Here is a 20,701-nt window from a genome sequence, read left to right as displayed (position 1 = left end):
AATAGAGACCTTGTCATACCTGAACCCTCACTCTTCGCCTATTAGCCTATTAGCTTAACAATAGTCCAAGTTCCCACAAGGAGGCATAACGCATCCAAATGCGGTGAAGGTTTGTGTGCCCACTTTAGTCGTTCAATTTTAAGCGAGAGACAAAGTTATCGAGTTCACTAACACTTTTGATTACATGTACTGTTTTCTCATCCGACTTAGCGAGTAACTTACACATCAGCTCATCATTCCAGAACGCTGGGCATAACTTCAGAATGTTGTAACTCGCTAGTGTTCCCTTCAATACCGAGCTTCCTTCAGGCCAACCTTCTGGTTTTACGAATACCCCTTTAAGAAAACGTTTCGTTACGAACCAATAGCTAACCGCATAAGGTAGGTCGATGTAGATCAACGTGTCGGCGGCATCTAAACGCTGATTGAACGTACCGATTGGCCCAAGCCCATCGATAATCCAAGTTTCTGAGCTTATGATTTTGTCGTGAACGTCTTGGAATATTTCTCGGTCGACCAACTCGCCATTTGGCTTGTAGGCAATTGAATCTAGTTGATGAAGTGGTAACCCCGTGGCCGCTGCCAACGCTTTACTTATCGTAGATTTCCCGCTGCCCGGTTTACCAAAAACCGCTATTTTCTTCATATTAATACCTCTAAGAGCCTGTTTCCCCGAAAGATAGATACAAAAAAACCACCTCACGGGTGGGTTTGATTATTCTAGAGCGCATCAAAAAACCCACCATTCCTATGGAATGATGATAATTCGTTTTTGAACTTGCTTTAGATTAGTTTTCATACAACCACTCTCATATATTGAAAGTGAGTTGTCAATTGAATTGATTAGAATCGTGTATTCATTAAGGGGAATTACAGCGCCAAACATGTGCTACATCAATAGTTGACTAATTTACTCTGGTATTATTATTTCACGATCACAGACTAATCGAGACCAATGAGATGACATTTTCAATCAAGAAGATCTTCAAAAACAAAGATGCAGAAACCACTGAAGAAACGAAACTAGCTGCAGAAGAAACGACTCAAGAAAACAATGAACTAAAGAAGAAAATTAAACATGACACCCCAAGCGGCTGTTGCGGATCTTGTTCATAGTTCCTATGTAGAACGAACCTTAGAAACCCGTCTAAGGTTTGTTTGTCTGCAAAACGTTATAACACATTAAGCGAAGCACCCTTCCTAAGTTCTTACCATCGTAAACAGCAACAATGAACCAAACTCATTGGTAATATAAATTTTTATAGTGATGTTGTTAAAGAGACATAAGCGCTTGCTGCGTATCTTTGTCTAGGTTTTCTAAAGCATAGCGAAAAGCAGTTCTAGGCATTTTGTCATGGTTATTTTTCAAATACTCCACGACCAATTCTGGCTCTTTCTTGGAAAACACTTTCAATAACCAGCCATAACCTTTTTGAACCAAGTGATGTTCGTTTTCTAACAAATGATCCGCAACTAGAGTCGGTTTCAAATCCTTGTAGACGTTCTTATTGACTGGGTATATCAGAACAACAGCAGCAGCTCTTTGTACCGCAAAGTGATCGTGTTCAACCCAACTTAGCACCTTCTCAAACAACTCATTATGTTGCTTGATTAATTCCCCAAAAGCGTGGGTACAAAAATCGTCACAGTCGTTCCAATCAGTCACATACTCAAATAGCCAATGCTCAAAAGTATCGAACGTTTCCAGCGTATATTGCTTCTTTACTCGAAACGCCCAATCATAGGCGATGACCCCAAATGCCCAATCCCTATGTTCAAGGAGTTCTTCACTCGCTTTAAGTACATCTGAGATATCTTTACTCTCTAAGGTTCTATAGACCTTCGCCGATATACTGCGAATTTGGCTGGTGCGAACACTTTGCTCAGGATAACCAACCCCACGTAGCTCTCTTGCAATTAAGTCGAATACACTCATAAATTTTTTGTCATACGTTTAAGACGAACGCTGCCAATTTCTTTAACTTTTCAATACTCTGCGGCTCTTCGTATACTTCAGAGAAAAGTTTAAAAGCAGCCTCATCATTCTCTTCCAGCCATGAAAAGCTCTGTTTTGGTCCGAAATACCAAAGCCTGCGTAATGAGAAATACGTTTGTAACAGGTCAGTTTGAAGCCAACCTTTTCGAAAATTGCCCTCAAGCCCACCTTTGCATGCCTGTTTTAAAATCTTCTGTCTTAGTTCGATAAGATTGGTTTTGTCTAAATCAGTTAGAGACGCAGGGCCCTTTTGATGCTCTTTCTCGACCTTCGTGACTAGTTTTTTGCCAAGCCCTTGTTTGTCTATAATGCAGCACGCTTGGTGTAACTTTATAAAGTCACCAACGCTATTCATCGCATCCGTCGGATATATCCAAGCATCAATGAACACACCATCACGGTCGCTCGTATCTTCAAAAGTTTGCAAGCCATCAACAAAACATGCGAGATCGACATCACTTTCAGCCGTCGCATCCCCTCTCGCTCTTGAGCCATAAACTATTACAGTATGAGGGTCATACTTTTTAACCATTTCATTTACAGCTAGCTCTGTCGCTTTATCCATAACATAACACCTTATTAGTCGAATGTTACCCAACGAAAATACGGACGCTGGCCATCCATACGCTCTATTTGTGCACCTAAGTTATTGTAGAACTCATGGGCTTTTATATTGTATGGGCTTGCTGTCCACGAGATGTGAGAGGCTAACGACTTTTCAGCTTCCGTTTTCAAAACCTACATAAGTTCAGCACCATACCCCTTTGATCTATGTTCCCCAACAACCAAAAGGTCATCAAGCCAAATAGACGGTTCCCCGCTAAAAGAGGAGTAACGATAATGAAACAACGCGAAACCTAAGACATGCTCATTGAGTTCTAATAGCAAAGCATGTGCAAATGGATAGTCACCAAATAACGTGCGTTCGATTTTCTCTGTAGTCGTCGATATTTCGCCTTCAAACCCTTTCATGCTTCGATCAAATTCAGCTTTTTGCTCAATAAGTTCGAACAACTTACTCGAGTCTTGTTTAGATGCTTTCCTTACGTTCATAGTAATACCAATCATGTTCCAAGAAGCGGTAAATGTTTTCGCTGGTGATAAGTTAATGCAAGCTCTAAGCACTGTTTAATTTCAGGCTCTGGCAATGGGTCGGACAAGCGTAATTCGATCGCCCTATTCCCTTGAAACCGCAATACATCACCATGCAACTCTCGAAAGGTATCTACCAACTTTGTTTGGCAGTGAAAATACAGATAATAGTTATTCGGTGATTTCAATTTCCAGTCGATTCGAAGGGGGCTACCTGCCTTTACGCTGTAGCTGGGTTCTCCCCACTTCAACGACTCTTCGACTACGCCCAACTCCAAATCGGATGATAATTTGAAGATAAGTTCTCGCAACTCTTCAAGCCGAATTCGAGCATTTACTGGATACTCTTCGAAACGATCTTTGACTGCCTTGTCCATTGAAACTTCCTATTCTCGAATACCAACGTCTAACAGTTGATTATGGGTTAGCTCTATAGCTAAAGCTCCAGAAGATAATACACCAACACAAATGCATGTATATACACACAGTTAGTGTGTGTGGCGGGAATTAAACGAAATGCGGCATTAAGTGGAGAGCACAGCCCTCACAGATAGGCTTTAGACACTAAAACGAACGCACAGTGTAGATGACACGCGTTAAGAATCAGCCTCAAGTTTTTTGTTGTGCTTTTTTTCATATCTATCGATAGCAAATACAAACTGTGCAATACAAATACACAGATAAACCAAAGTTATTCCACCAAACGATCTACCACTAAGCCACTTCGTAGAACCATAAATAGAATAGCCATTTTTTATAATATTACTTACCTCTATAGGCTCTCTATCGCTTAATACGTTTTTTGGATCAAATAGAACTTCAACTTTTCGATTATAATATATTTCCCCCTCTTCAAATCCTGATGACAGGTTAGTATCAACTCTAAATCTGGTCGGCATATCATCTAAAGTAAAAATAGATTCGCATATACGGCGTCGATATTTTTTTTCGCAATAGGCTGATTCGATATTGATAACACTGACATTAAGTGTGAATGAGGACAAATCACTATCCAATAAAGACATCCCATAAAAACACAAGTAGAGTAATGCGAATAGTACGACTTCCTTCATAACCCACCTAATTAAGCATTATACCAAGTTAAGCTAAAACTAACGCACACTGCACTCTACTACAGCGAGAATACGACGCGCTAGTCATCGCTCTGGACGCATGTCATGTTGAAGTTACCCACTGATTTTCTTAGACATATTGAAACCAGTAATCTCGAAACCAACGTCTTTGTATAATTTAAGCGCTCGTTCATTATGGTACGCGACCCTAAGCTTAATTTGACTGATACCAATCGTTTGTAGTTGAGCTTCCAACGCTGAAATAGATTGAGTTCCGAAACCAAAACCTCGATATTCGCTTGAAACAAAAAAGTCATAAATAAAAGTAGATTTATCACTTATGTTTATTGAGTGCCAAAGATAACCCACCAGCTTAAGCTCACCATTGATTTGTGCATCAATACATAATAATGAATGCTCATTTCCCTCTAGCCCGTTAGGGAAGCAACGATGCAAATCCTTCTTGGCTAATTCGATTGAGACATCTAAAGAATGTCCATAATTTTTAGCTATTTCCTGACTGTAATCGTCAATGAAATACTGACAATAAGCCGGATATTCCTCTTGGCGCATTTCTCTGAGTACTACCATTTTTATCCTTTATTTATATAGAACTAGTCCGCAACATAACGCGTGCTAACTATTGCACCCTATACTTTGCCAAAGACTTGGTGACGTCTAAATTCTGATACCAGTTATTGAAAACCAACTCGAAATCTTCAAGCACAACACGACCAAAATCGTGATTCTTATACCGCTGACATAAGGCTAAAAGTTGCTTTGCATCATTGAGTGGGGCTTTGAACCGAATAATTGAGCTATGCGTTGTAACTAGCTTATAACGGCTATCGAAAGTTACTCTTACCCCTGCTTCAGTTAGCTGCGTTCTAAGCTCATTTCTAAGTCGCTCTAAAGTATCAGATGTTGGAAAGCCTTGAATTACAATGCAGTTAGGTGAAGCACTAACACCGTGATACCTAATTTCTATTTTGCCTGCATTTTTGAGAGCCGAACGAAAAACATCGATATAAGGATTAACATCAATTTCGGTTACGGCAAACTCTGGTAAGCATGAAATCACTGACAAAACGGTTAGGTGCAGCTCATTTGATGGGTGATAGTATTGCTTTGGTTCGAGTTCTCGTACCTCTTTCTGAAAACGAATTATTTCATTGATGGTAGAGCTATTCCCTTGATTTAAATACGCCAAGGCAGTGATGCCTCTTCGAGTATCATTTTCAAGCTCCGACAGGTATGGATCGAGTTCATATTCATTGCGCTTTAATGCCAATTCAAACCTTTGCCACATGTCATCATAAATACTCTGAATCATCATTTCCTCTGAGCGTATAACGCTAAACTAACCACTTGAAACTATGTCATATACTTTTACGAAGTGAAAATGCCAAGTATTGAGCGTCAATTTCAACACCTTGTTAAACGGATTTAACCGCGCCTACTTTCGCCCAACTTCGTGCTTTTCATTACGAGGTAACTCAACATCTAAGTCATCCCAGTTAGCCTTTGATGTAACAAAGTTATGAGAAATAGGACGTTCCGATATTTCTGTATCCAATATACCTAAGCGAAGGCGAAGCCTTTTTGGGGATTGTGAATTTGAACTATAGATTGGACTTCCACAAGTTTTACAAAAGTACTTCCGCTTGCCTTCACTGCTTTCGTAAAAGGTAAGTGTATTATTTTTGTCTGTTAACTTGATATCTTCAGCATTAATGAAACCATTAGTGGCATAAGCACTTCCGCTTGCCTTACGACACAAAGAGCAATGACAGTGAATGATATCAGTGACACCCCCATCCAATTCGAACTGAATTGAACCACACAAACAACTTCCTTTGTACATCTAAATTCCTTAGCTAATTCCACTTAAGTCGCTTTAAGTGCTGAGCGACGCTACCACCTAACTCATTGCATCATAAACACAAAACCCAACCTTGAATTGAAGTGTCGAGCGTAGAAAATCACTCTTAAGTTTTCATTCTATCGATGACCTCAGTATTGGATAATGGAACTCCGATTCCACTATTAACCATGTATCCAAATGATTCATCATGACAACCTTGATCGTATGAATCAATACACTCTTTAGCCAATAATAAATGGTAGTCACGTTGGTAAGCATCGATAGCAGTGACTCTCACACATGCATGAGTATTTACACCTGCAATCACAATTTCACTAGGTGACATTTCATTTAAGATCGCATCAAGATCTGTTCCAAAGAAAGCACTATAACGCTTTTTGATAATCTCATGTTCATCTGGATATCGAACTAACTCACTTAGTAGCTCGCAACCACGAGTACCTTGGATAGTCCATTTTTGACTCGATTGTCGTAACGCCAAATACGTATCTGACAAATCGTCTTTGAAGACTTGACGCACCCAAATAATCTTCTGATTTTCTCTACGAAATGCTTGTACCAACTCGTTCAACGAGTGAGTAAGTTCAGTTCTTTTCTCACCAAGCCTGCCCTGCTGAAAAAAGTCCTCCTGCATATCAATAACTAATAGTAATTTGGTCACAATAACCTCTATGGAAAGATAACGTCACGTTAAAAAATCAGCAACCCAACACTACTGCATACCACCTTAACCACTAAAAGCAACGCATAGTAAAAATGCCACGCGTGCCGAATCACTCTTGAACAATTTGTTATACCGATCCTACCAACTGCCACATAACTGATTCTCGCAAGGGGTTCCATCATTATCGCCATCGACTTTCACATTCGGACAATTTGATAGATAAAATTTTGCTTCATCACAAGACGCCATTTCGCTACAGTAAGTCTTGCCTTGGCAACTGAACCCCATATTTTCATATGCAGGATTCAACTTAGGCTCTATATAAAACAGATATAAGGCTACGCCGGTTAAACCGACGATAACTGCTAATAATACAACTGAAAAAGGATTGCTTTTCTGTGATTTGACACCGACTAACTGAGCACTTTCCGCACTTAACTTAGGTTGATTACTTGCCAGTTGAAACTCTACTTGGTCCCCTATTCGAGGGCGTCGGTATCCTTTTTTGAACTTGGATACATGAACAAAAATGTCACCATCCAGTTCATTGGAGTTTATGAACCCAAAACCGCGCTCATCAACCCAGCGAACAATTTGTCCTTTCATATCCTCTCCCGTTTTTTACATAGCGGTATAACGCCCTGCTAAGGTTTGAGCAACGCAACGCAATGCCGATGCCACTGTGCCATAAACACTGAAACTAAGTTGAGACTGAGGTCGCCAAGCGTTAGGAGTCTTTGTTAAGCAACTTGTTAGTACAAAGTAGAACGAGGAGTTTAACCCCAGCCGTGAGGCATACTTTCATTGTTGCTGTATTCTGAACCACAAACAGTACACTTAAAGTAACAGATGTTTGATTTTGAACTGTTTTGATTGAGTAAGACGCTAAACAAAAAATGAAGAGTTTTATACTTTGGATTATTCTTTTCGGCTTTTTGGGCTTTAATCTCTGAGCTACTTAATCTTCGATGTGTTGTTTTTTGATTACACTTACTGCCGTGTAGCTCAGTTCTATTATCAGACATATAAACCTTCCTTGTATGAAAACTCAATCTGTATGCTAACGCCAAGCTAACCCGCACGAAACCTTGGTATATACTTCCGCGGAGCGAAATTGCCAAGTGTTAAGTGTTAAGTGTTAAGTGTTGGGTTTAGCGCCTTGTTAACTATTTTTTGATGAGTTTATTATAGAGTTCTATTTCTTTCTGAGTTTCAGCTCTTTTATTAGTGATATATTCTCGAGATATAGCTATAAGGTCAGCTTTGCGATATTTTTCAATAACTACATGGTCTTTAGGGTTCCAAGTACTTTTGATAAAGTTACATGTCCGGCAGCTCAATGCATAGTTTCTCAGTTCGTCAGCGCCACCTTTTGATGAAGGTATAATATGATCTGTCTGCCATTCTTTATAACTATCAACAGACTCAAACATGTCCTTGTCGCAGTACGCACATTTGAAACCAAACTCTACACCTAACTCCGCTTCTATAGGCCCCCAATGGCCAGTTTCCATTAATACTTTAAATTCTTTAGTATCTTTATACATAGCTTTTCCTGATAGCTAACGCCAAATTAAGCTGTAAGTGAACGTGTGCCATGTTTGAGCGAAGCGAGTTCGGCACACGTTTACGAGTCAGATTTAAATACTTTGTTATATTTTTGATTCGTATATCATTTTTGCTTGTGTTGCTTTGTCTAATCGACGGTGAACTAGAGAAACCATTGAAAGTATATCTAGTGCGTCAATTTCTTCTATTGACCACGTAATTTTTGGTGCGTGTGCTGTTGTATTGCGAAAAGTACCAAATAAACCTCTTAGTAAGTTCATAAAGCCTTTTTGCTCACTCTTTTCACTTTCGGTAACTAAGGAATTGAGTGCTAAATGAGGAATGTGCTTAAAAGAAAACGCTTCATCAACTAATACGGAGCCATCAGATGTTAAACCCGTTTTATTTCTAATTTTATCAGCTACACTTTTTGTAGCTTCAAATACAGCGTGGAAATAGTTATCTACAACTAACTCCTCTTTGCAATATTTTAGAACGTCGGGATGAACATTACGAGAAACAAGGTGGTCTTTGAGTTTATACGCTCTAGCTGCCGCTTCACTGATGGTGTTCGACTTAGTAACTGTTCCTATTATTCCATTTTCACCGATATTAAAACCAGCAAAGCTAAGAATTTTATTTAACTGATATCGAGTGTCATTGAACCACTCAAGGTTATTGTAATGGCGAGCAGGGCTAATTGCATTCTGAATGAATGCCAGTACGTTGTTAGAGCAACCATCTATGATTTGCTTGTTGGCTAAAGCTGAATTGAGCCTTTTCCATTTGGTGTTTACAGAATCAATATCTTCGATTCCTGATTCATAGAGTAGCTTTCCAATTTCAGTTCCAGTAAAACCAGTTTCCGTATTACCAAGTAACTTACAAACTGATTCGATAATACTTAAATCTAGACTTTTAATAGCAGCCATAAGCTTCCTTAAAAAATATAACGCCCAATTAAGGTGTGAGCCACGCTACCACGACACTATAATTGAACGCCGTAAACACTGAACTAGACCCAAACCAAAAATGCCAAGCGTGGGGAATCACTCTTAAATTGTTTGTTATGTGAATTGTTTCCCATTGATAAAAGAATTTCCACCGTGCATTTCACCAGAGCCATCTTCGACCGTAACAAATGAAGTATGTTTCTTTAAAGTACCAACCAGCGCTTCAAGCTCAAGAGGGTCTTCGGGTTGCTTTGCAAATACAGAAGTTAAATTGTATGCGCCTGTGTCTTTAGTTGTGCTAATAATGTACTCAAAATCGCCTAAATCACTTAATAAAGTAGTTAAATTCAGAATTTTTCCACCACGGGATAGATTAGCATCATACGCCAAAGCCCATACTGTTTTATTGTAAGGAAAGTCATCTTGCTCTTCGTCATCGTTTCTTTCATATTCGACCAAGTAACTTCCCTTAGGAAAGGACTCAATACGTTGCTCCATTGCTTGGGCAACTAATTTAGGAGACGAAGTGTTCGTAATAATACTCGATGCACTGTTCACTAAACTGATTGATAACAAAGTCACACCAGCAGCTTTCTTCAACCACTTTTTAAGTTTAGAACGACTAAATTTTTGCTTCATACTTCCTCATTCACATAACAGCTTTATTAGACAGAATAATTCTGTATTTAAATGCAGACTAATTCTGTCTAGTTTCTACTGCACATACTTCATATGCAATCTAGCCATTATACAACAATGACTTATATCACAGCTAGCATCGGCTTTAGAGAATATGCAGAATCTTTCTGTATAGCATGACCAAACGCCAAGCCAGCGAAATTATGGGTGACAGGGATTAGTTAAGCTCGTCTGGAATGCGGCGATCTTTGTGGTAATACTCTCGGTCACGTTCATTAATTTCACGTACCACTTTGCACGGGTTTCCGACAGCAACGACATTCGCTGGGATGTCTTTGGTGACTATGCTGCCCGCTCCGATAACCGAGTTTTCACCAATGGTGACTCCTGGAAGTACTACTGTGTGCGCGCCAAGCCATACGTTCTTACAGATGCGAACGGGAACATTGAACTGCGCGGCTTTGAGCCTAAGTTCCGGGCTAATGGGATGTGTGCCTGTCGCGATGGTTACGTTAGGTGCAATCATCACGTTATCGCCGATGAATATGTCTGTGTCGTCGACCAGAGTTAGGTTGAAGTTCACATATACGTTATTGCCTAGGTGCGTGTGACGGCCCCAGTTGGCGTGCAATGGTGGCTCGATGTAACAACCCTCGCCGACTTCTGCGAACAGTTGCTTCATGATTTGCTGGCGCTTCTCACCTTCACTCGGGCGAGTGTGGTTGAAATCGTAAAGCACTTCTAAGCATTGTGTTTGCTCGGCGACCAGATCAACGTCATCACAGTAATAAACGTCTTGGTTGTGCATTTTTGCCTTTATATCCATGTTTTAACCTATTTGATAATTACCGAGAGCGGTATAAATAAAGCGACATATGGATAATTTGAAGCGTTTCACTGGTCTTAAAACAAGTTTACGGGCTAACGTGGCCTGATGTTCTCGGCAACACGCCATAGCACGCCACTAGGGTCAGTGATACAAAACTCAAGCATTCCCCAAGGCTGTTCTACAACCTCGGTAACGGTTACTTCAAATTCCGTCATTACATTAGAGTTTTGCACGTGCTGATACCAACTTTTTACGTCTTCCACCAGCAAGTGCATCATGTAATTGTGACAGTGCGCAGGTTCGTAAAAATCTTGTAAAAGGAATGCATAATCGCCGTGACGAAAATAGGCGATATCATGGAATTCAGACATGATTTCAAAGCCGAGAGTTTGATAAAAACGCTTAGACAAATCGAAGTCTTTCGCTGGCACAAACGACTTTATTTCAGCGACTTTCAGGTTTTCCATGATAAACAATTCCTTCTGTTTTAAAGCCCAGATTTATCGCTAGGCTTTATGCTTTAATTGGTTTTAGGTTACTGGCTAAAAGAACTAACTTCATCTTTGGTGAGATAGCGCCAATGGCCTTCTTCGACATCTAAACGTACTTCGCCTATTTGCTCTCGGTGAAGCCCTACCACTCTATTTCCAACAGCAGCAAACATTCGTTTAACCTGATGAAACTTACCCTCTGTGATGGTCAGTAACACTTCTTTCGGGCTTACCACTTCTAATTCTGCTGGGCGCGTTGGGGCTTTCTCGCCTTGCAACTGAACACCCGCCTTGAATTTATCAGCGACCTCGTCTTTTATATCTCGTGACAATGTCACGCGGTAGACCTTTTTACACGACTTAGTCGGCAGTGTGATATTGAAAGACCAACGGCCATCATCGGTGATCAACACTAAACCAGTGGTATCGGCGTCTAACCGCCCTGCGATGTGCAGTTCAGACGCTTTCTCTAACTCTAGGTAATTGAAAAGCGATGGGTACACTTCATCGATATTGGAACAGATGGTGCCCGCAGGCTTGTGCATTAAGATGTATCTAAACTCTCGTAGCGTTAATGCATCGCCATTGAGCAAGATGGCGTTACTTTCATGAACCTGAGTAGATTCGTCTAGCACAACCACACTGTTCACACTCACCTCACCGTTTTGGATTCGCTGAACGGCTTCGAGTTTTGTTAGTTCTGTGCTTTTACAAAGGTATTTATCAAGGCGCATTAATCGTCTGCACCACATTTCGCACAAGGCTTATAGGTGCGTTCACCTTGAGCAATCACCACATAGTCTCGAACGCAGTTATCACATAGCGCCAACTTTGGGTAAGCGTCTTTCTGTTTCTTTGCGTTAATGTCGCCTTCAGTGGTGTATACGGTTCTCATTTTTATGCCTTTGTTTTAATAACTTGCTAGGCGCAAATTGTATCACTGTTTACATCCCTGTTTGCAGTGTTGTGACTTAGATAAATGAATATCAAATCAGGTTGCTCCTTTGAGTTTCCGAGTGATGGACAACAAAATCAACGTGCCACGGCTATCAGTGGTAAAATGACAAAAGCTCACCAACCAATGAAGTCACTAATGAAAAATTGTAATCAATGCGGAAAATGCTGTATCAAATATGGAGATGGTGACCTTGCCGCGACTCAAGAAGAGATTGATTTGTGGGAGCTGTTCAACCCAGACATATTTGAATATGTTCGCGGTAGTGAGATCTGGTTTGATCCTAAATCTGGCGAACGCTTAAGTCGTTGCCCTTTCCTAGAAGTTGTTCCAACGAAAGATAAGAATGCCCAAGCGAAATATACGTGCAGCATTTACTTAGACCGACCAGAAGATTGCCGACACTATCCGAGCTTAATCAATGAGATGGTAAGAGATGAATGCGAGATGATTGAGGTGGTGGATTTACAAGATACGAAAAAAGCTCAAAGAAAACTCGACATTCTTATGAAAGACAGTCGCCCTTCAAGCTTTTCATAAGCACTGATCTATAAAGATCCTCACTAAACAGTCGTTCTATATTAACGAGCCATTATTTACTGATAAGTGGTAAATACTGGTTTGCTTCTAACCAATCAAGCGCAACAAGAGCAGCCAATGAACATACTGCTCTGTCGTTACCATCAACAAACTTAAGCTCTTCAATTTCAGCGTCTGGAGCGAGTTCGCCAGTATAATCTGCAAGGTAACACGTCAATTGCACTGACACGCCTTCTGCTTTGCCATCAGCTTGGCCAGTGAACGTTTCAACGTATTTGATGGAATCAGGTACTAGGTCTACTGATATTTCTTCTTTGATTTCACGAACCAATGCTTGCTCGTCACTTTCCCCTGCTTCGCGCTTTCCGCCCGGCAAGTAGAACAGCTCTTTGCCTTTTGACCTCACCATCAGCAACTTGCCATCTTCAATGAATATCCAAGCGAGCTTATCAATTACCTTATTCATGTTCTTAGACCTTGTTATTGTGTTTATTATTTTGGTTAGCACAACGTATCGCGCTAGGCGTATATTACATTCAGCAGTGAACATATTCTATTGAATTGCTTAGGGAATGGTTTTGAAAGTCGATAAACGACAGCCTTCAAGTAGAACACTCGCCAGCTGTCATAAGAACTGAACTGTGGTTGAATTAATCAACTAGCCACTCGATAGCGGAATCATGATCTTCAAAAGACTGAATCTCACCCGACACAAACCAACTCCCGACTTTTGATGCCATTTCTTGCCAGCTTTTATCACCGTAGATGGCAATTTTGTCTATTTTCGAGTTCAGTTCTAGCCCAAGTTTAAAATCATCCCAAGCTGCACGTAACTCCCATCCTGTTAAGGTTGAAATGTCGACCAGCATCTTAAGTTCAGATGAATCGAGTTCTTCTAGTGTGGTATTCAGAATTGGCATCATCGCTTGATAGTCATCGTGTGTGAGTTTGCCTTTCGCTTTAAACACAACGATGGTTTCACCGCTAACACGTTCAATGCCAACAGATATTCCATGACGTTCGATACTCATAACCTAGTCCTCTTAATGGAAACTAGAGTTAGCTTAGAGGATTAAACAACAAAGAGATGAGAGGTTGGCGTCAAAACAGACAAGCATCTGAACGAGTTTTAGTTACTGACTTTAACGACGCTTAATCGCAACGACCGAGTAAGTGTGCCAATGCTTCATCCTACCCAGCGACGTGAGTGCTTGTTCGTCTCGCTCATGGAATCGTACTATCTCAAAGTCGTTGAATAAGCTAAGTACTTTGGCTTTTGTTAACGGCGTTGTTGGGGTTCGATAGCCATGTGCCCAACTGTCATCGACGCCCATGAAATCGCCTGCGAATACACCACCGATTTCAAGACAGTTTTCAATATTGTGCCAAACCCCGTCAAAACGGGTTGGGTCAGAAAAAAACAGACTCGAATTAGCAATCACTACGCCAGATTTAGGGTAATCATAGTGTTCAAATCCATTTTCAGATATCTCGACCGAAGATTTGCGACCAAAACGATCCCGACATATAGCAATCGAATCAGGATTAACGTCGAAACCATACACTTGATACGCTTGCTGTTCTAAAAAAGCGATGTCACTGCCTGTTCCACAACCACAATCAATCGCAACACTTAAGCCTGACTCATTCAGTTTAATTGCGAACTCAGTTCTCTTTAAATGAAGTTTACTTAGTGCTTTTTGGTAATACTGGCGCCAGATCTCTGAATGGTCATCCATGGCGCTTCCCTAACAGTTCGCTTAGGTTTTGAACTTGTACGATATTCGGATGCTCTGACTTAAGAACAGTGCCTTCCGTGTTCAACCACACAGCGTGTAAACCACTCGCTAACGCAGGGTAGATGTCTTTTTCGAGAGTGTCTCCAATCATCGTCACATCCTGAGCTTGAACACCTAACTGTGTAATGATGGCAGGATAAAAATCAGAATCGTATTTCGATACGCCAAGACTCGCCTTGCAGAAGTAACCGGAGAGATACTGAGACAGACCAGCTCGTTCAAATGCTTGAATGATATCTTGTTCTGTCGAGTCAGCGGCGTTGGTTGCGACATAGAGTTTGTGCTGTTTCGAAAGCACAGCTAGCACTTCACGCGCCCCTGCAACTTCTTCGACAACTTCCCAGTCGCACATTTTCCCTTGTGCTTCTGGGAAATCGACCATCAGCGTATTGCCCCAGTCGAATAAGACTATTTCTGTTAATTCGATTAGCTTTGTCATCTTGCCTCCTGCATACGATGAATTTCTAGCGTTTAGGCGAGCCTATAAGAACTTCTCAATAAGAACTTCGTCAAAGTACTGGTCACCAATCTTACCGTGTTTCTTAGCCGTTCCGACGATTTCAAAGCCTTGCTTCAGATAAACCGATAATGCGCGCTCATTGTCTGCTCTTACATAGGCGAACAGCTTTTCATAACCTTTGGCTTTCGCTGCTTTGAATGTGTAATCAAACAACTGCTTGGCGACACCCTGCCCACGGCTATTGGCATCAACATAGGTTCCAATGATACCAACATGCTCAAAGGCTTTAGTATAAGTAGCAAATGGCTCGACATTCTGGAAGCCAAGTAACTGACTCGTAGCTTCGTTAACTGCAACGCTAAACACACCACGCTCAGGGAACGACTCAATGAATGCCTTTTCTTCATCAACAGTAAAAGTCTGATCCAAGATCGTATAACGCGCTTCGATAATGATTGGATTCAAGACATCAATAATTCCTTGTGCATCTTCTACTGTTACTTCTCTGATTGTTAAGCTCATACTTCTCGACCTTTTATTGCTTTGGGCAGATTCTATCGCTACATGCCATCTCTTTGATAGGACAGAATGTTGTCGAAAGCGATATCGAAGTAGAGTTCGTAGCTATTTTGTTCAACATAGCCCAAATGTGGCGTTGCCGTGACGTTAGGTAAGGATAATAGAGGTTCAGCGTCTGTTGTTACTGGCTCACAATCGAAAACATCGACGGCGGCGCGCTTAGTCGGAACTTTACGTAATTCACGGTATAGAGCTTGTGGTTCAACTAATTCTGAACGGCTGATGTTTACAAACAGCGAATCTGATTTCATTAGCTGAAGGTCGTTTGCAGTAACACACCCTTTCGTCGCATCGTTCAAACGTAAGTGCAAAGAGAGCACATCAACATCTCGAAAGAAGTCTTCTTTGGTTGCTGATGCTTCAAATCCGTCAGCCTGCGCTTGAACTCTTGATTGCTGGCTGCCCCACACCACTACAGACATCCCAAATGCTTTGGCATATTGTGCAATGCATTTACCGATTTTCCCGTAACCCCAAATGCCAAGCTTTAGCCCTTTCAAAGTTCGACCTAACCCTAATGAGCCTGAATCTTGCCATTGGTTTTGCTTGAGGTTTGAAGCGTAAGTTGGAATGTGTCGAGACGCTGCCATGATAAGCGCCCAACACAGTTCAGACGGTGCGACAGGTGAACCGCGCCCTTCTAATACTTTCACGCCAAAACACTCACACATTTGAACGTTAATATGATTACTGACTTTGCCCGTTTGGCTAATCAGTTTTAAGTTTGGAAGCCTTGAAAGTAGTGACTCTGTAATGTCCGTTCGTTCGCGAATAAGGACCAAAGCATCAAACTCGCGCAGTTTTAACACCAGTTCATCTTCAGGATAGGTTTCTGTGAATACCGTAACATCATGCTGTTCTAACTTGCTATAACACTCAAGGCTTTCTACTACGTTCTGATAATCATCCAGTATCGCTATTTTCACTACACACTCCTTGTTGTATCGCTTAACCGCTTTACGCATTTAAGTGCCACGAGTTAAGATTCAATTAATCCTTGGACACTTTCCAAACTCACCATTTATTGATGAACCACTTTGAAACGCTCAAGTACCAGCATCATATCTTCACTCGGGTTTATCTTGAGCTCTTCACATTCACGAGAGAAAAAGTTCCAGTGCGCTTCTCGCCACCATTCGAGTGTTTTATCACCCTCTCCTTCGGGCGGCAGCAAACTCGGCAGTCACTTCGTTGTACGAACACGAAGAAACAGAGGTAATTTCAACGATACAAACTGGTTTGCCATCCCAATCAGTGACGACTTGCAAATGCCCCACGACAGGCATCGCTTCTCCTTCATGGCTATACCAATATTCAAGGCTACAAGAAGCCTGTTTTTCGCCTTTGAGTATCAGCTGCGCGCAGAGATTGGCGTTGTATTCGTCGGCGCAGTAATAGTCTGCACTAAAGGAGGTGTATTGCGAGGCAACGTCTGCTGACAATGTATTGAGGTAGCTATCGAGATAAGCTTTGCTTCTTTCTTCCATGATTTGTCCAAATTCAATATAAGGTCGAGTCGATAAATACTTATAGATTAAGCATTTGACTGCATTGGAAATAACCTATCAAGCCACGTTATGGCTGTAAACTGAGTGAATATGAAAATGTGGGCTGAGAAAGAAGAATATGGGTAGGAGTTTAAGACTAATACATGAAGAGCTAAAAGCGACTTAAGACAGTGCTTTTAGCTCTTCGTATTTCGTTACTAGTATCTAAGCAGGAAATTAACGATTTAAGAAGTCGACCGCTTTGTCTGGGAAATCGGTAAACACACCATCGACTTTTACTTGGTTGTAAAAGACATCCAACATGCCATCAAAGTTATCCGCATAATCTGGGATTCTTCCCGGATCGGCACGGAACGTGTACGGGTGAACGTCTAAGCCCGCGTCTTTTGCTGACTTCATCAATGGTTTAATAATGATGTTATCTTTGGTCGATGCATCATCCACCAGCATAGGCTTCCATGGACCAATGCCATCTGCGTAGCTAGCGACTTTTGCCATGCCGCCTTTCTCAAACATCCAATCATAACTGTACGGCGTCGCTTTATCGCCCTTGTAAGTCATGGTTTCGTTCCAATCTGTATAGGCCATCAGCTGAACAAGCTTAAGATCCATTTCCATCGCAGGCATTAATTCATCGTTAATACGTTGCAGCTCATTGGCATCAAAACACTGTAGATATACCTTGTCTTCTTTTGATAGATAACCATATTGCTGCAAGGTGGCAAGCACCGCTTTCGAGATATCTTTGCCTTCATGACGATGGAACCAAGGCGCTTTAATCTCAGGATAGATACCCACGTCATAACCCAGCGTTTTGTTTAAGCCTTGAATCAGTTCAATTTCTTCCGCAAAAGTAGCAACGCGAAAATCTGACTGCCACATAGGGAAACGTGTTGGGTACCCTGCCACTCTGTTGCCTTGCTCATCTAGGTTAAAACCTTCTGTCACTTTTAATGATTTGATCTCAGCAAGCGTAAAGTCAATCGCATAATAGCGGCCATCTGCTCGTGCGCGATCTGGAAAGCGGTCAGCAACATCGGTGACGCGATCTAAATAGTGATCATGCAATACCACCAGTTGGTCATCTTTGGTCATCACGACATCTTGTTCGATGTAGTCAGGTTTCATTGCGTAAGCGAGTGCCTTAGCAGGTAGTGTGTGCTCGGGCAAATAACCAGACGCACCGCGATGCGCAATCACTAAAGGATCGGCGAACGCATTTGCAGATAAGCTAAGTGCTAATAAAGTCAGAGACAGTGACGTTGTTTTCATTATTGTTTCCCTTGATAAAACAGAAGCAGGATATACCTGCCTCTGTTGTTTACTAGTATGACGTTGTCCAGTTAATGAACTATTGAGTTAATGCTTCTTTCTGTTGTTCGAGTTCTTTTTGTTTGTGGTGTTCACGCTCTCCTAAGAAGGCGTAAAGCAGACAAATTATTGAAGCAACACAAGCACCGACCAAGATAATGAAGCCGCCATCCCAACCGTAATGGTCAACCATGAAACCAAGCACGGCATTAGCAGCAACTGCGCCACCTAGGTAACCAAACAAGCCAGTAAGACCTGCAGCCGTACCTGCCGCTTTCTTAGGTGCAAGTTCAAGTGCATACAAACCAATTAGCATGACTGGTCCATAGATAAGGAAACCAATCGCGATAAGTGCCAGCATATCAACCGTTGGGTTACCTGCCGGATTTAGCCAGTACACTAATACAGCGACAGTAACGAGAACCATGAACAGGATCCCTGCTGGTGCGCGTCGGCCCTTAAACAACTTATCTGAAATCCAACCACACAGTAGCGTTCCAGGAATACCCGCCCACTCATACAAGAAGTAAGCCCAAGATGATTTATCTACTGAGAAGTCTTTTGCTTCTTTTAAGTAGACCGGAGCCCAATCAAGTACGCCATAACGGATGAGGTAAACAAACGCATTAGCAATCGCGATTGACCACAACAACTTGTTAGAGAAAACGTACTTAAAGAAGATCTCTTTCGCCGTCATTTCTTTCTCATGAGACGTATCGTAGTCGTCTGGGTAATCGTCTTTATGTTCTTCAATCGGCGGCAAGCCACAAGATTGAGGTGTATCTCTTACGGTGAACCAAACAAAAATAGCAACGAGAGTGGCAAAAAATGCAGGAACATAAAAAGCGGTTCGCCAGTCGTCATTAAAAGCCCAAAGACCCAATAAGAACATTGGACCGATCAAACCGCCGCCGACGTTGTGAGCAACGTTCCATACCGACACTATCTCGCCACGTTCTTTACGTGACCACCAGTGAACCATGGTTCGCCCACAAGCTGGCCAGCCCATGCCCTGAAACCAACCATTCAAGAACAGTAGGATAAACATCGCAGTGATGCTGCCTGTCGCCCATGGCATGAAACCAAAGCAGAACATGACCAATGCCGACATTAACAAGCCGCCACTGAGGAAATAACGAGGATTAGAGCGATCAGAAACGCTGCCCATTAAAAATTTAGATAAACCGTAAGCAATGGAAACCGCGGCCAAAGCAACCCCGAGTTCTCCGCGACTATACCCTTGTTCAATAAGATATGGCATCGCCAAACTGAAGTTTTTGCGGACTAAATAGTACCCCGCATAACCAACAAAGATGCCGAGAAAAAGCTGCCATCGTAATCGTGTGTAGGTGCTATCGATCTTATCGGTAGATAAGCGATCGATATGCGCCATAGGTTTGAATATTCCAAACATAGGAACCTCATGTGTATTGGGCGATAGAAATAAAAATGCTCGAACGAAAAAATTAAGCGCTCATTCGAAAGCCAGGGCATTGTATGTGCTTCAGGATTAATTTCTGTGATAGAGATAGCCATTAACAAAAAATAACTTTAAATACAGCATTTTAGTTTCATTTAATTAGACTACGCTTCATATTTTCGTTTGTGTATTTTACTTTTGGAAGGTTCTTTAGAGACGCTCAATAATTCGAATGAACAAATAACGAACGGAAGAAGAGTTAAACTGGTAATGCGAGATTCATCTAAACGACTGTTGAATCGATTAAAGCTATATGTAAGGCGGTGTAAATAAGGATAAAAAAAGGGCCTAGATTTCTCTAGACCCTTCTATATAACAGCGTTTTGTACTCGACATTATCGAGTTACACGAAGTGATTAATCTTCGATGTAGAAAGCTTCTACTGTGCCTTTAAGAGTAATAAGCATTGGCTGGCCAAAGCGATCTAGCGCTTTTGGAGAAGGGATCTTAACCCAACCTTCGCTGATGCAGTATTCTTCAACATCAGTACGCTCTTTACCATTTAGACGAATGCCGATTGGGTATTCGAAACACTCAGCCACGTGGTGTGGGCTGCGTGGGTTACCTGCAAGATGATCTGGTAAAGCTGGTCTTGAATTAGTATCGCTCATGTTCATTACCTGTATGTACGTAAATAAAAAAAGTGCGTCATTCTAGTCAATATAGGCTTTGTGCTCAACAACTGCTGCAATAAATCGTCTTGATCGTTTTAATCAGCGTCTAGTTGTTTGATTTAGCAGCGGTAGTTGCTCTGTTTGAATGCAAGATAAACCCATCAGTAACACAATCCAGTATTGAGCTGAGAATAACGATGACTGAAATCCGTGTAATAATATTATTGGTAGGAATAAGCAAAAAGTAGCGAACGAGTATGAAAATAGGCAAGCTATCGATGTATC

Annotated in this window: 29 protein-coding genes and 2 pseudogenes; 2 read left to right on the top strand and 29 right to left on the bottom strand. The window is 41.5% G+C overall.

Features of this window, described 5'->3' with window-relative positions:
- Positions 1 to 124: 124 nt before the first annotated feature.
- Positions 125 to 646 (bottom strand): adenylate kinase, encoded by a 522-nt coding sequence (locus tag OW495_RS02160; protein ID WP_289884698.1) that lies wholly within the window; start codon positions 644 to 646, stop codon positions 125 to 127.
- Positions 647 to 960: 314 nt separating this feature from the next.
- Here OW495_RS02160 and OW495_RS02155 point away from each other — a divergent pair, with 314 nt between their 5' ends.
- On the top strand, positions 961 to 1,116 hold the full coding sequence (locus OW495_RS02155; RefSeq protein WP_289884697.1) for a CCGSCS motif protein: 156 nt from the start codon (positions 961 to 963) through the stop codon (positions 1,114 to 1,116).
- A gap of 157 nt (positions 1,117 to 1,273) precedes the next feature.
- Here OW495_RS02155 and OW495_RS02150 read toward each other — a convergent pair whose 3' ends face one another.
- The 18 genes and pseudogenes from OW495_RS02150 to OW495_RS02060 all read right to left on the bottom strand — a co-directional run bounded on the left by OW495_RS02150 (position 1,274) and on the right by OW495_RS02060 (position 12,065).
- The gene (locus OW495_RS02150) at positions 1,274 to 1,936 is read right to left on the bottom strand and encodes a DNA alkylation repair protein (RefSeq protein WP_102362254.1); all 663 of its coding nucleotides are present in this window, start codon (positions 1,934 to 1,936) and stop codon (positions 1,274 to 1,276) included.
- 10 nt (positions 1,937 to 1,946) lie between these two features.
- Complete coding sequence (locus OW495_RS02145; RefSeq protein ID WP_289884694.1) at positions 1,947 to 2,561, bottom strand: nucleotidyltransferase domain-containing protein; 615 nt, start codon at positions 2,559 to 2,561, stop codon at positions 1,947 to 1,949.
- A 14-nt stretch (positions 2,562 to 2,575) separates the two neighbouring features.
- Positions 2,576 to 3,049, bottom strand: a pseudogene (locus OW495_RS02140) (GNAT family N-acetyltransferase).
- 11 nt (positions 3,050 to 3,060) lie between these two features.
- A complete protein-coding gene (locus OW495_RS02135; protein ID WP_289884692.1) occupies positions 3,061 to 3,465 on the bottom strand; it encodes a DUF1801 domain-containing protein in 405 nt (134 codons plus the stop codon).
- Positions 3,466 to 3,684: 219 nt separating this feature from the next.
- Positions 3,685 to 4,161: a hypothetical protein gene (locus OW495_RS02130; RefSeq protein ID WP_289884691.1), complete on the bottom strand. Its 477-nt coding sequence runs from the start codon at positions 4,159 to 4,161 to the stop codon at positions 3,685 to 3,687.
- Between the two features lie 114 nt (positions 4,162 to 4,275).
- Positions 4,276 to 4,752: a GNAT family N-acetyltransferase gene (locus OW495_RS02125; protein WP_102339711.1), complete on the bottom strand. Its 477-nt coding sequence runs from the start codon at positions 4,750 to 4,752 to the stop codon at positions 4,276 to 4,278.
- Between the two features lie 49 nt (positions 4,753 to 4,801).
- On the bottom strand, positions 4,802 to 5,494 hold the full coding sequence (locus OW495_RS02120; protein ID WP_289884802.1) for a hypothetical protein: 693 nt from the start codon (positions 5,492 to 5,494) through the stop codon (positions 4,802 to 4,804).
- Between the two features lie 123 nt (positions 5,495 to 5,617).
- Positions 5,618 to 6,025: a GFA family protein gene (locus OW495_RS02115; protein ID WP_102291266.1), complete on the bottom strand. Its 408-nt coding sequence runs from the start codon at positions 6,023 to 6,025 to the stop codon at positions 5,618 to 5,620.
- A 124-nt stretch (positions 6,026 to 6,149) separates the two neighbouring features.
- A complete protein-coding gene (locus OW495_RS02110; protein WP_289884687.1) occupies positions 6,150 to 6,707 on the bottom strand; it encodes a cysteine hydrolase in 558 nt (185 codons plus the stop codon).
- Positions 6,708 to 6,848: 141 nt separating this feature from the next.
- Positions 6,849 to 7,316, bottom strand: a complete 468-nt coding sequence (locus tag OW495_RS02100) for a cold shock domain-containing protein (protein WP_289884684.1) — start codon at positions 7,314 to 7,316, stop codon at positions 6,849 to 6,851.
- A gap of 170 nt (positions 7,317 to 7,486) precedes the next feature.
- Positions 7,487 to 7,735 (bottom strand): hypothetical protein, encoded by a 249-nt coding sequence (locus tag OW495_RS02095; RefSeq protein WP_289884682.1) that lies wholly within the window; start codon positions 7,733 to 7,735, stop codon positions 7,487 to 7,489.
- A 141-nt stretch (positions 7,736 to 7,876) separates the two neighbouring features.
- The gene (locus OW495_RS02090; protein ID WP_289884680.1) at positions 7,877 to 8,257 is read right to left on the bottom strand and encodes an HNH endonuclease signature motif containing protein; all 381 of its coding nucleotides are present in this window, start codon (positions 8,255 to 8,257) and stop codon (positions 7,877 to 7,879) included.
- Between the two features lie 105 nt (positions 8,258 to 8,362).
- On the bottom strand, positions 8,363 to 9,190 hold the full coding sequence (locus tag OW495_RS02085; protein ID WP_102327510.1) for a TIGR02391 family protein: 828 nt from the start codon (positions 9,188 to 9,190) through the stop codon (positions 8,363 to 8,365).
- A 135-nt stretch (positions 9,191 to 9,325) separates the two neighbouring features.
- Positions 9,326 to 9,850, bottom strand: a complete 525-nt coding sequence (locus tag OW495_RS02080) for a hypothetical protein (protein WP_289884675.1) — start codon at positions 9,848 to 9,850, stop codon at positions 9,326 to 9,328.
- Positions 9,851 to 10,067: 217 nt separating this feature from the next.
- Positions 10,068 to 10,676, bottom strand: coding sequence for a sugar O-acetyltransferase (locus tag OW495_RS02075; protein WP_289884673.1), 609 nt, complete (start codon positions 10,674 to 10,676; stop codon positions 10,068 to 10,070).
- Between the two features lie 95 nt (positions 10,677 to 10,771).
- Complete coding sequence (locus tag OW495_RS02070; protein ID WP_102383068.1) at positions 10,772 to 11,146, bottom strand: VOC family protein; 375 nt, start codon at positions 11,144 to 11,146, stop codon at positions 10,772 to 10,774.
- Between the two features lie 68 nt (positions 11,147 to 11,214).
- Positions 11,215 to 11,931 (bottom strand): pseudouridine synthase, encoded by a 717-nt coding sequence (locus OW495_RS02065; RefSeq protein ID WP_289884669.1) that lies wholly within the window; start codon positions 11,929 to 11,931, stop codon positions 11,215 to 11,217.
- A complete protein-coding gene (locus OW495_RS02060; RefSeq protein WP_012604036.1) occupies positions 11,904 to 12,065 on the bottom strand; it encodes a hypothetical protein in 162 nt (53 codons plus the stop codon). The genes OW495_RS02065 and OW495_RS02060 overlap by 28 nt, the downstream gene beginning before the upstream one ends.
- 198 nt (positions 12,066 to 12,263) lie before the next feature.
- On the opposite strand from OW495_RS02060, the gene OW495_RS02055 reads away from it, so the two are divergent.
- Positions 12,264 to 12,665 (top strand): YkgJ family cysteine cluster protein, encoded by a 402-nt coding sequence (locus OW495_RS02055; RefSeq protein WP_017107975.1) that lies wholly within the window; start codon positions 12,264 to 12,266, stop codon positions 12,663 to 12,665.
- Positions 12,666 to 12,717: 52 nt separating this feature from the next.
- Here the strand turns inward: OW495_RS02055 and OW495_RS02050 are convergent, their stop codons facing one another.
- The 10 genes and pseudogenes from OW495_RS02050 to OW495_RS02005 form a co-directional block, all read right to left on the bottom strand.
- Positions 12,718 to 13,131 carry an NUDIX domain-containing protein gene (locus OW495_RS02050; protein WP_029223502.1) on the bottom strand — a complete coding sequence of 138 codons (414 nt, stop codon included), beginning with the start codon at positions 13,129 to 13,131 and terminating at the stop codon, positions 12,718 to 12,720.
- Positions 13,132 to 13,315: 184 nt separating this feature from the next.
- Positions 13,316 to 13,696: an STAS/SEC14 domain-containing protein gene (locus OW495_RS02045; protein WP_289884663.1), complete on the bottom strand. Its 381-nt coding sequence runs from the start codon at positions 13,694 to 13,696 to the stop codon at positions 13,316 to 13,318.
- Positions 13,697 to 13,807: 111 nt separating this feature from the next.
- Entirely contained in the window at positions 13,808 to 14,404 is a 597-nt protein-coding gene (locus tag OW495_RS02040) for a class I SAM-dependent methyltransferase (RefSeq protein ID WP_289884661.1), read from the bottom strand.
- Positions 14,397 to 14,903 (bottom strand): HAD family hydrolase, encoded by a 507-nt coding sequence (locus tag OW495_RS02035; protein WP_289884660.1) that lies wholly within the window; start codon positions 14,901 to 14,903, stop codon positions 14,397 to 14,399. The genes OW495_RS02040 and OW495_RS02035 overlap by 8 nt, the downstream gene beginning before the upstream one ends.
- A gap of 42 nt (positions 14,904 to 14,945) precedes the next feature.
- On the bottom strand, positions 14,946 to 15,446 hold the full coding sequence (locus OW495_RS02030; protein WP_289884659.1) for a GNAT family N-acetyltransferase: 501 nt from the start codon (positions 15,444 to 15,446) through the stop codon (positions 14,946 to 14,948).
- Positions 15,447 to 15,484: 38 nt separating this feature from the next.
- Complete coding sequence (locus OW495_RS02025; protein ID WP_289884656.1) at positions 15,485 to 16,429, bottom strand: D-2-hydroxyacid dehydrogenase family protein; 945 nt, start codon at positions 16,427 to 16,429, stop codon at positions 15,485 to 15,487.
- Positions 16,430 to 16,524: 95 nt separating this feature from the next.
- Positions 16,525 to 16,990, bottom strand: a pseudogene (locus tag OW495_RS02020) (ASCH domain-containing protein).
- A gap of 237 nt (positions 16,991 to 17,227) precedes the next feature.
- The gene (glpQ, locus tag OW495_RS02015; protein ID WP_289884655.1) at positions 17,228 to 18,283 is read right to left on the bottom strand and encodes a glycerophosphodiester phosphodiesterase; all 1,056 of its coding nucleotides are present in this window, start codon (positions 18,281 to 18,283) and stop codon (positions 17,228 to 17,230) included.
- A gap of 79 nt (positions 18,284 to 18,362) precedes the next feature.
- Complete coding sequence (gene glpT / locus OW495_RS02010; protein ID WP_017107967.1) at positions 18,363 to 19,736, bottom strand: glycerol-3-phosphate transporter; 1,374 nt, start codon at positions 19,734 to 19,736, stop codon at positions 18,363 to 18,365.
- A 422-nt stretch (positions 19,737 to 20,158) separates the two neighbouring features.
- Positions 20,159 to 20,413 (bottom strand): DUF3297 family protein, encoded by a 255-nt coding sequence (locus OW495_RS02005; protein WP_029223190.1) that lies wholly within the window; start codon positions 20,411 to 20,413, stop codon positions 20,159 to 20,161.
- Between the last annotated feature and the right edge of the window lie 288 nt (positions 20,414 to 20,701).

Origin of the sequence: Vibrio sp. 14N.309.X.WAT.E.F5 (assembly GCF_030397615.1) — a bacterium.
Classification (GTDB): Bacteria; Pseudomonadota; Gammaproteobacteria; order Enterobacterales; family Vibrionaceae; genus Vibrio; species Vibrio lentus.
The sequence above is the reverse complement of the archived record's forward strand: the minus strand, read 5'-3'. Positions and strand labels throughout refer to the sequence as shown.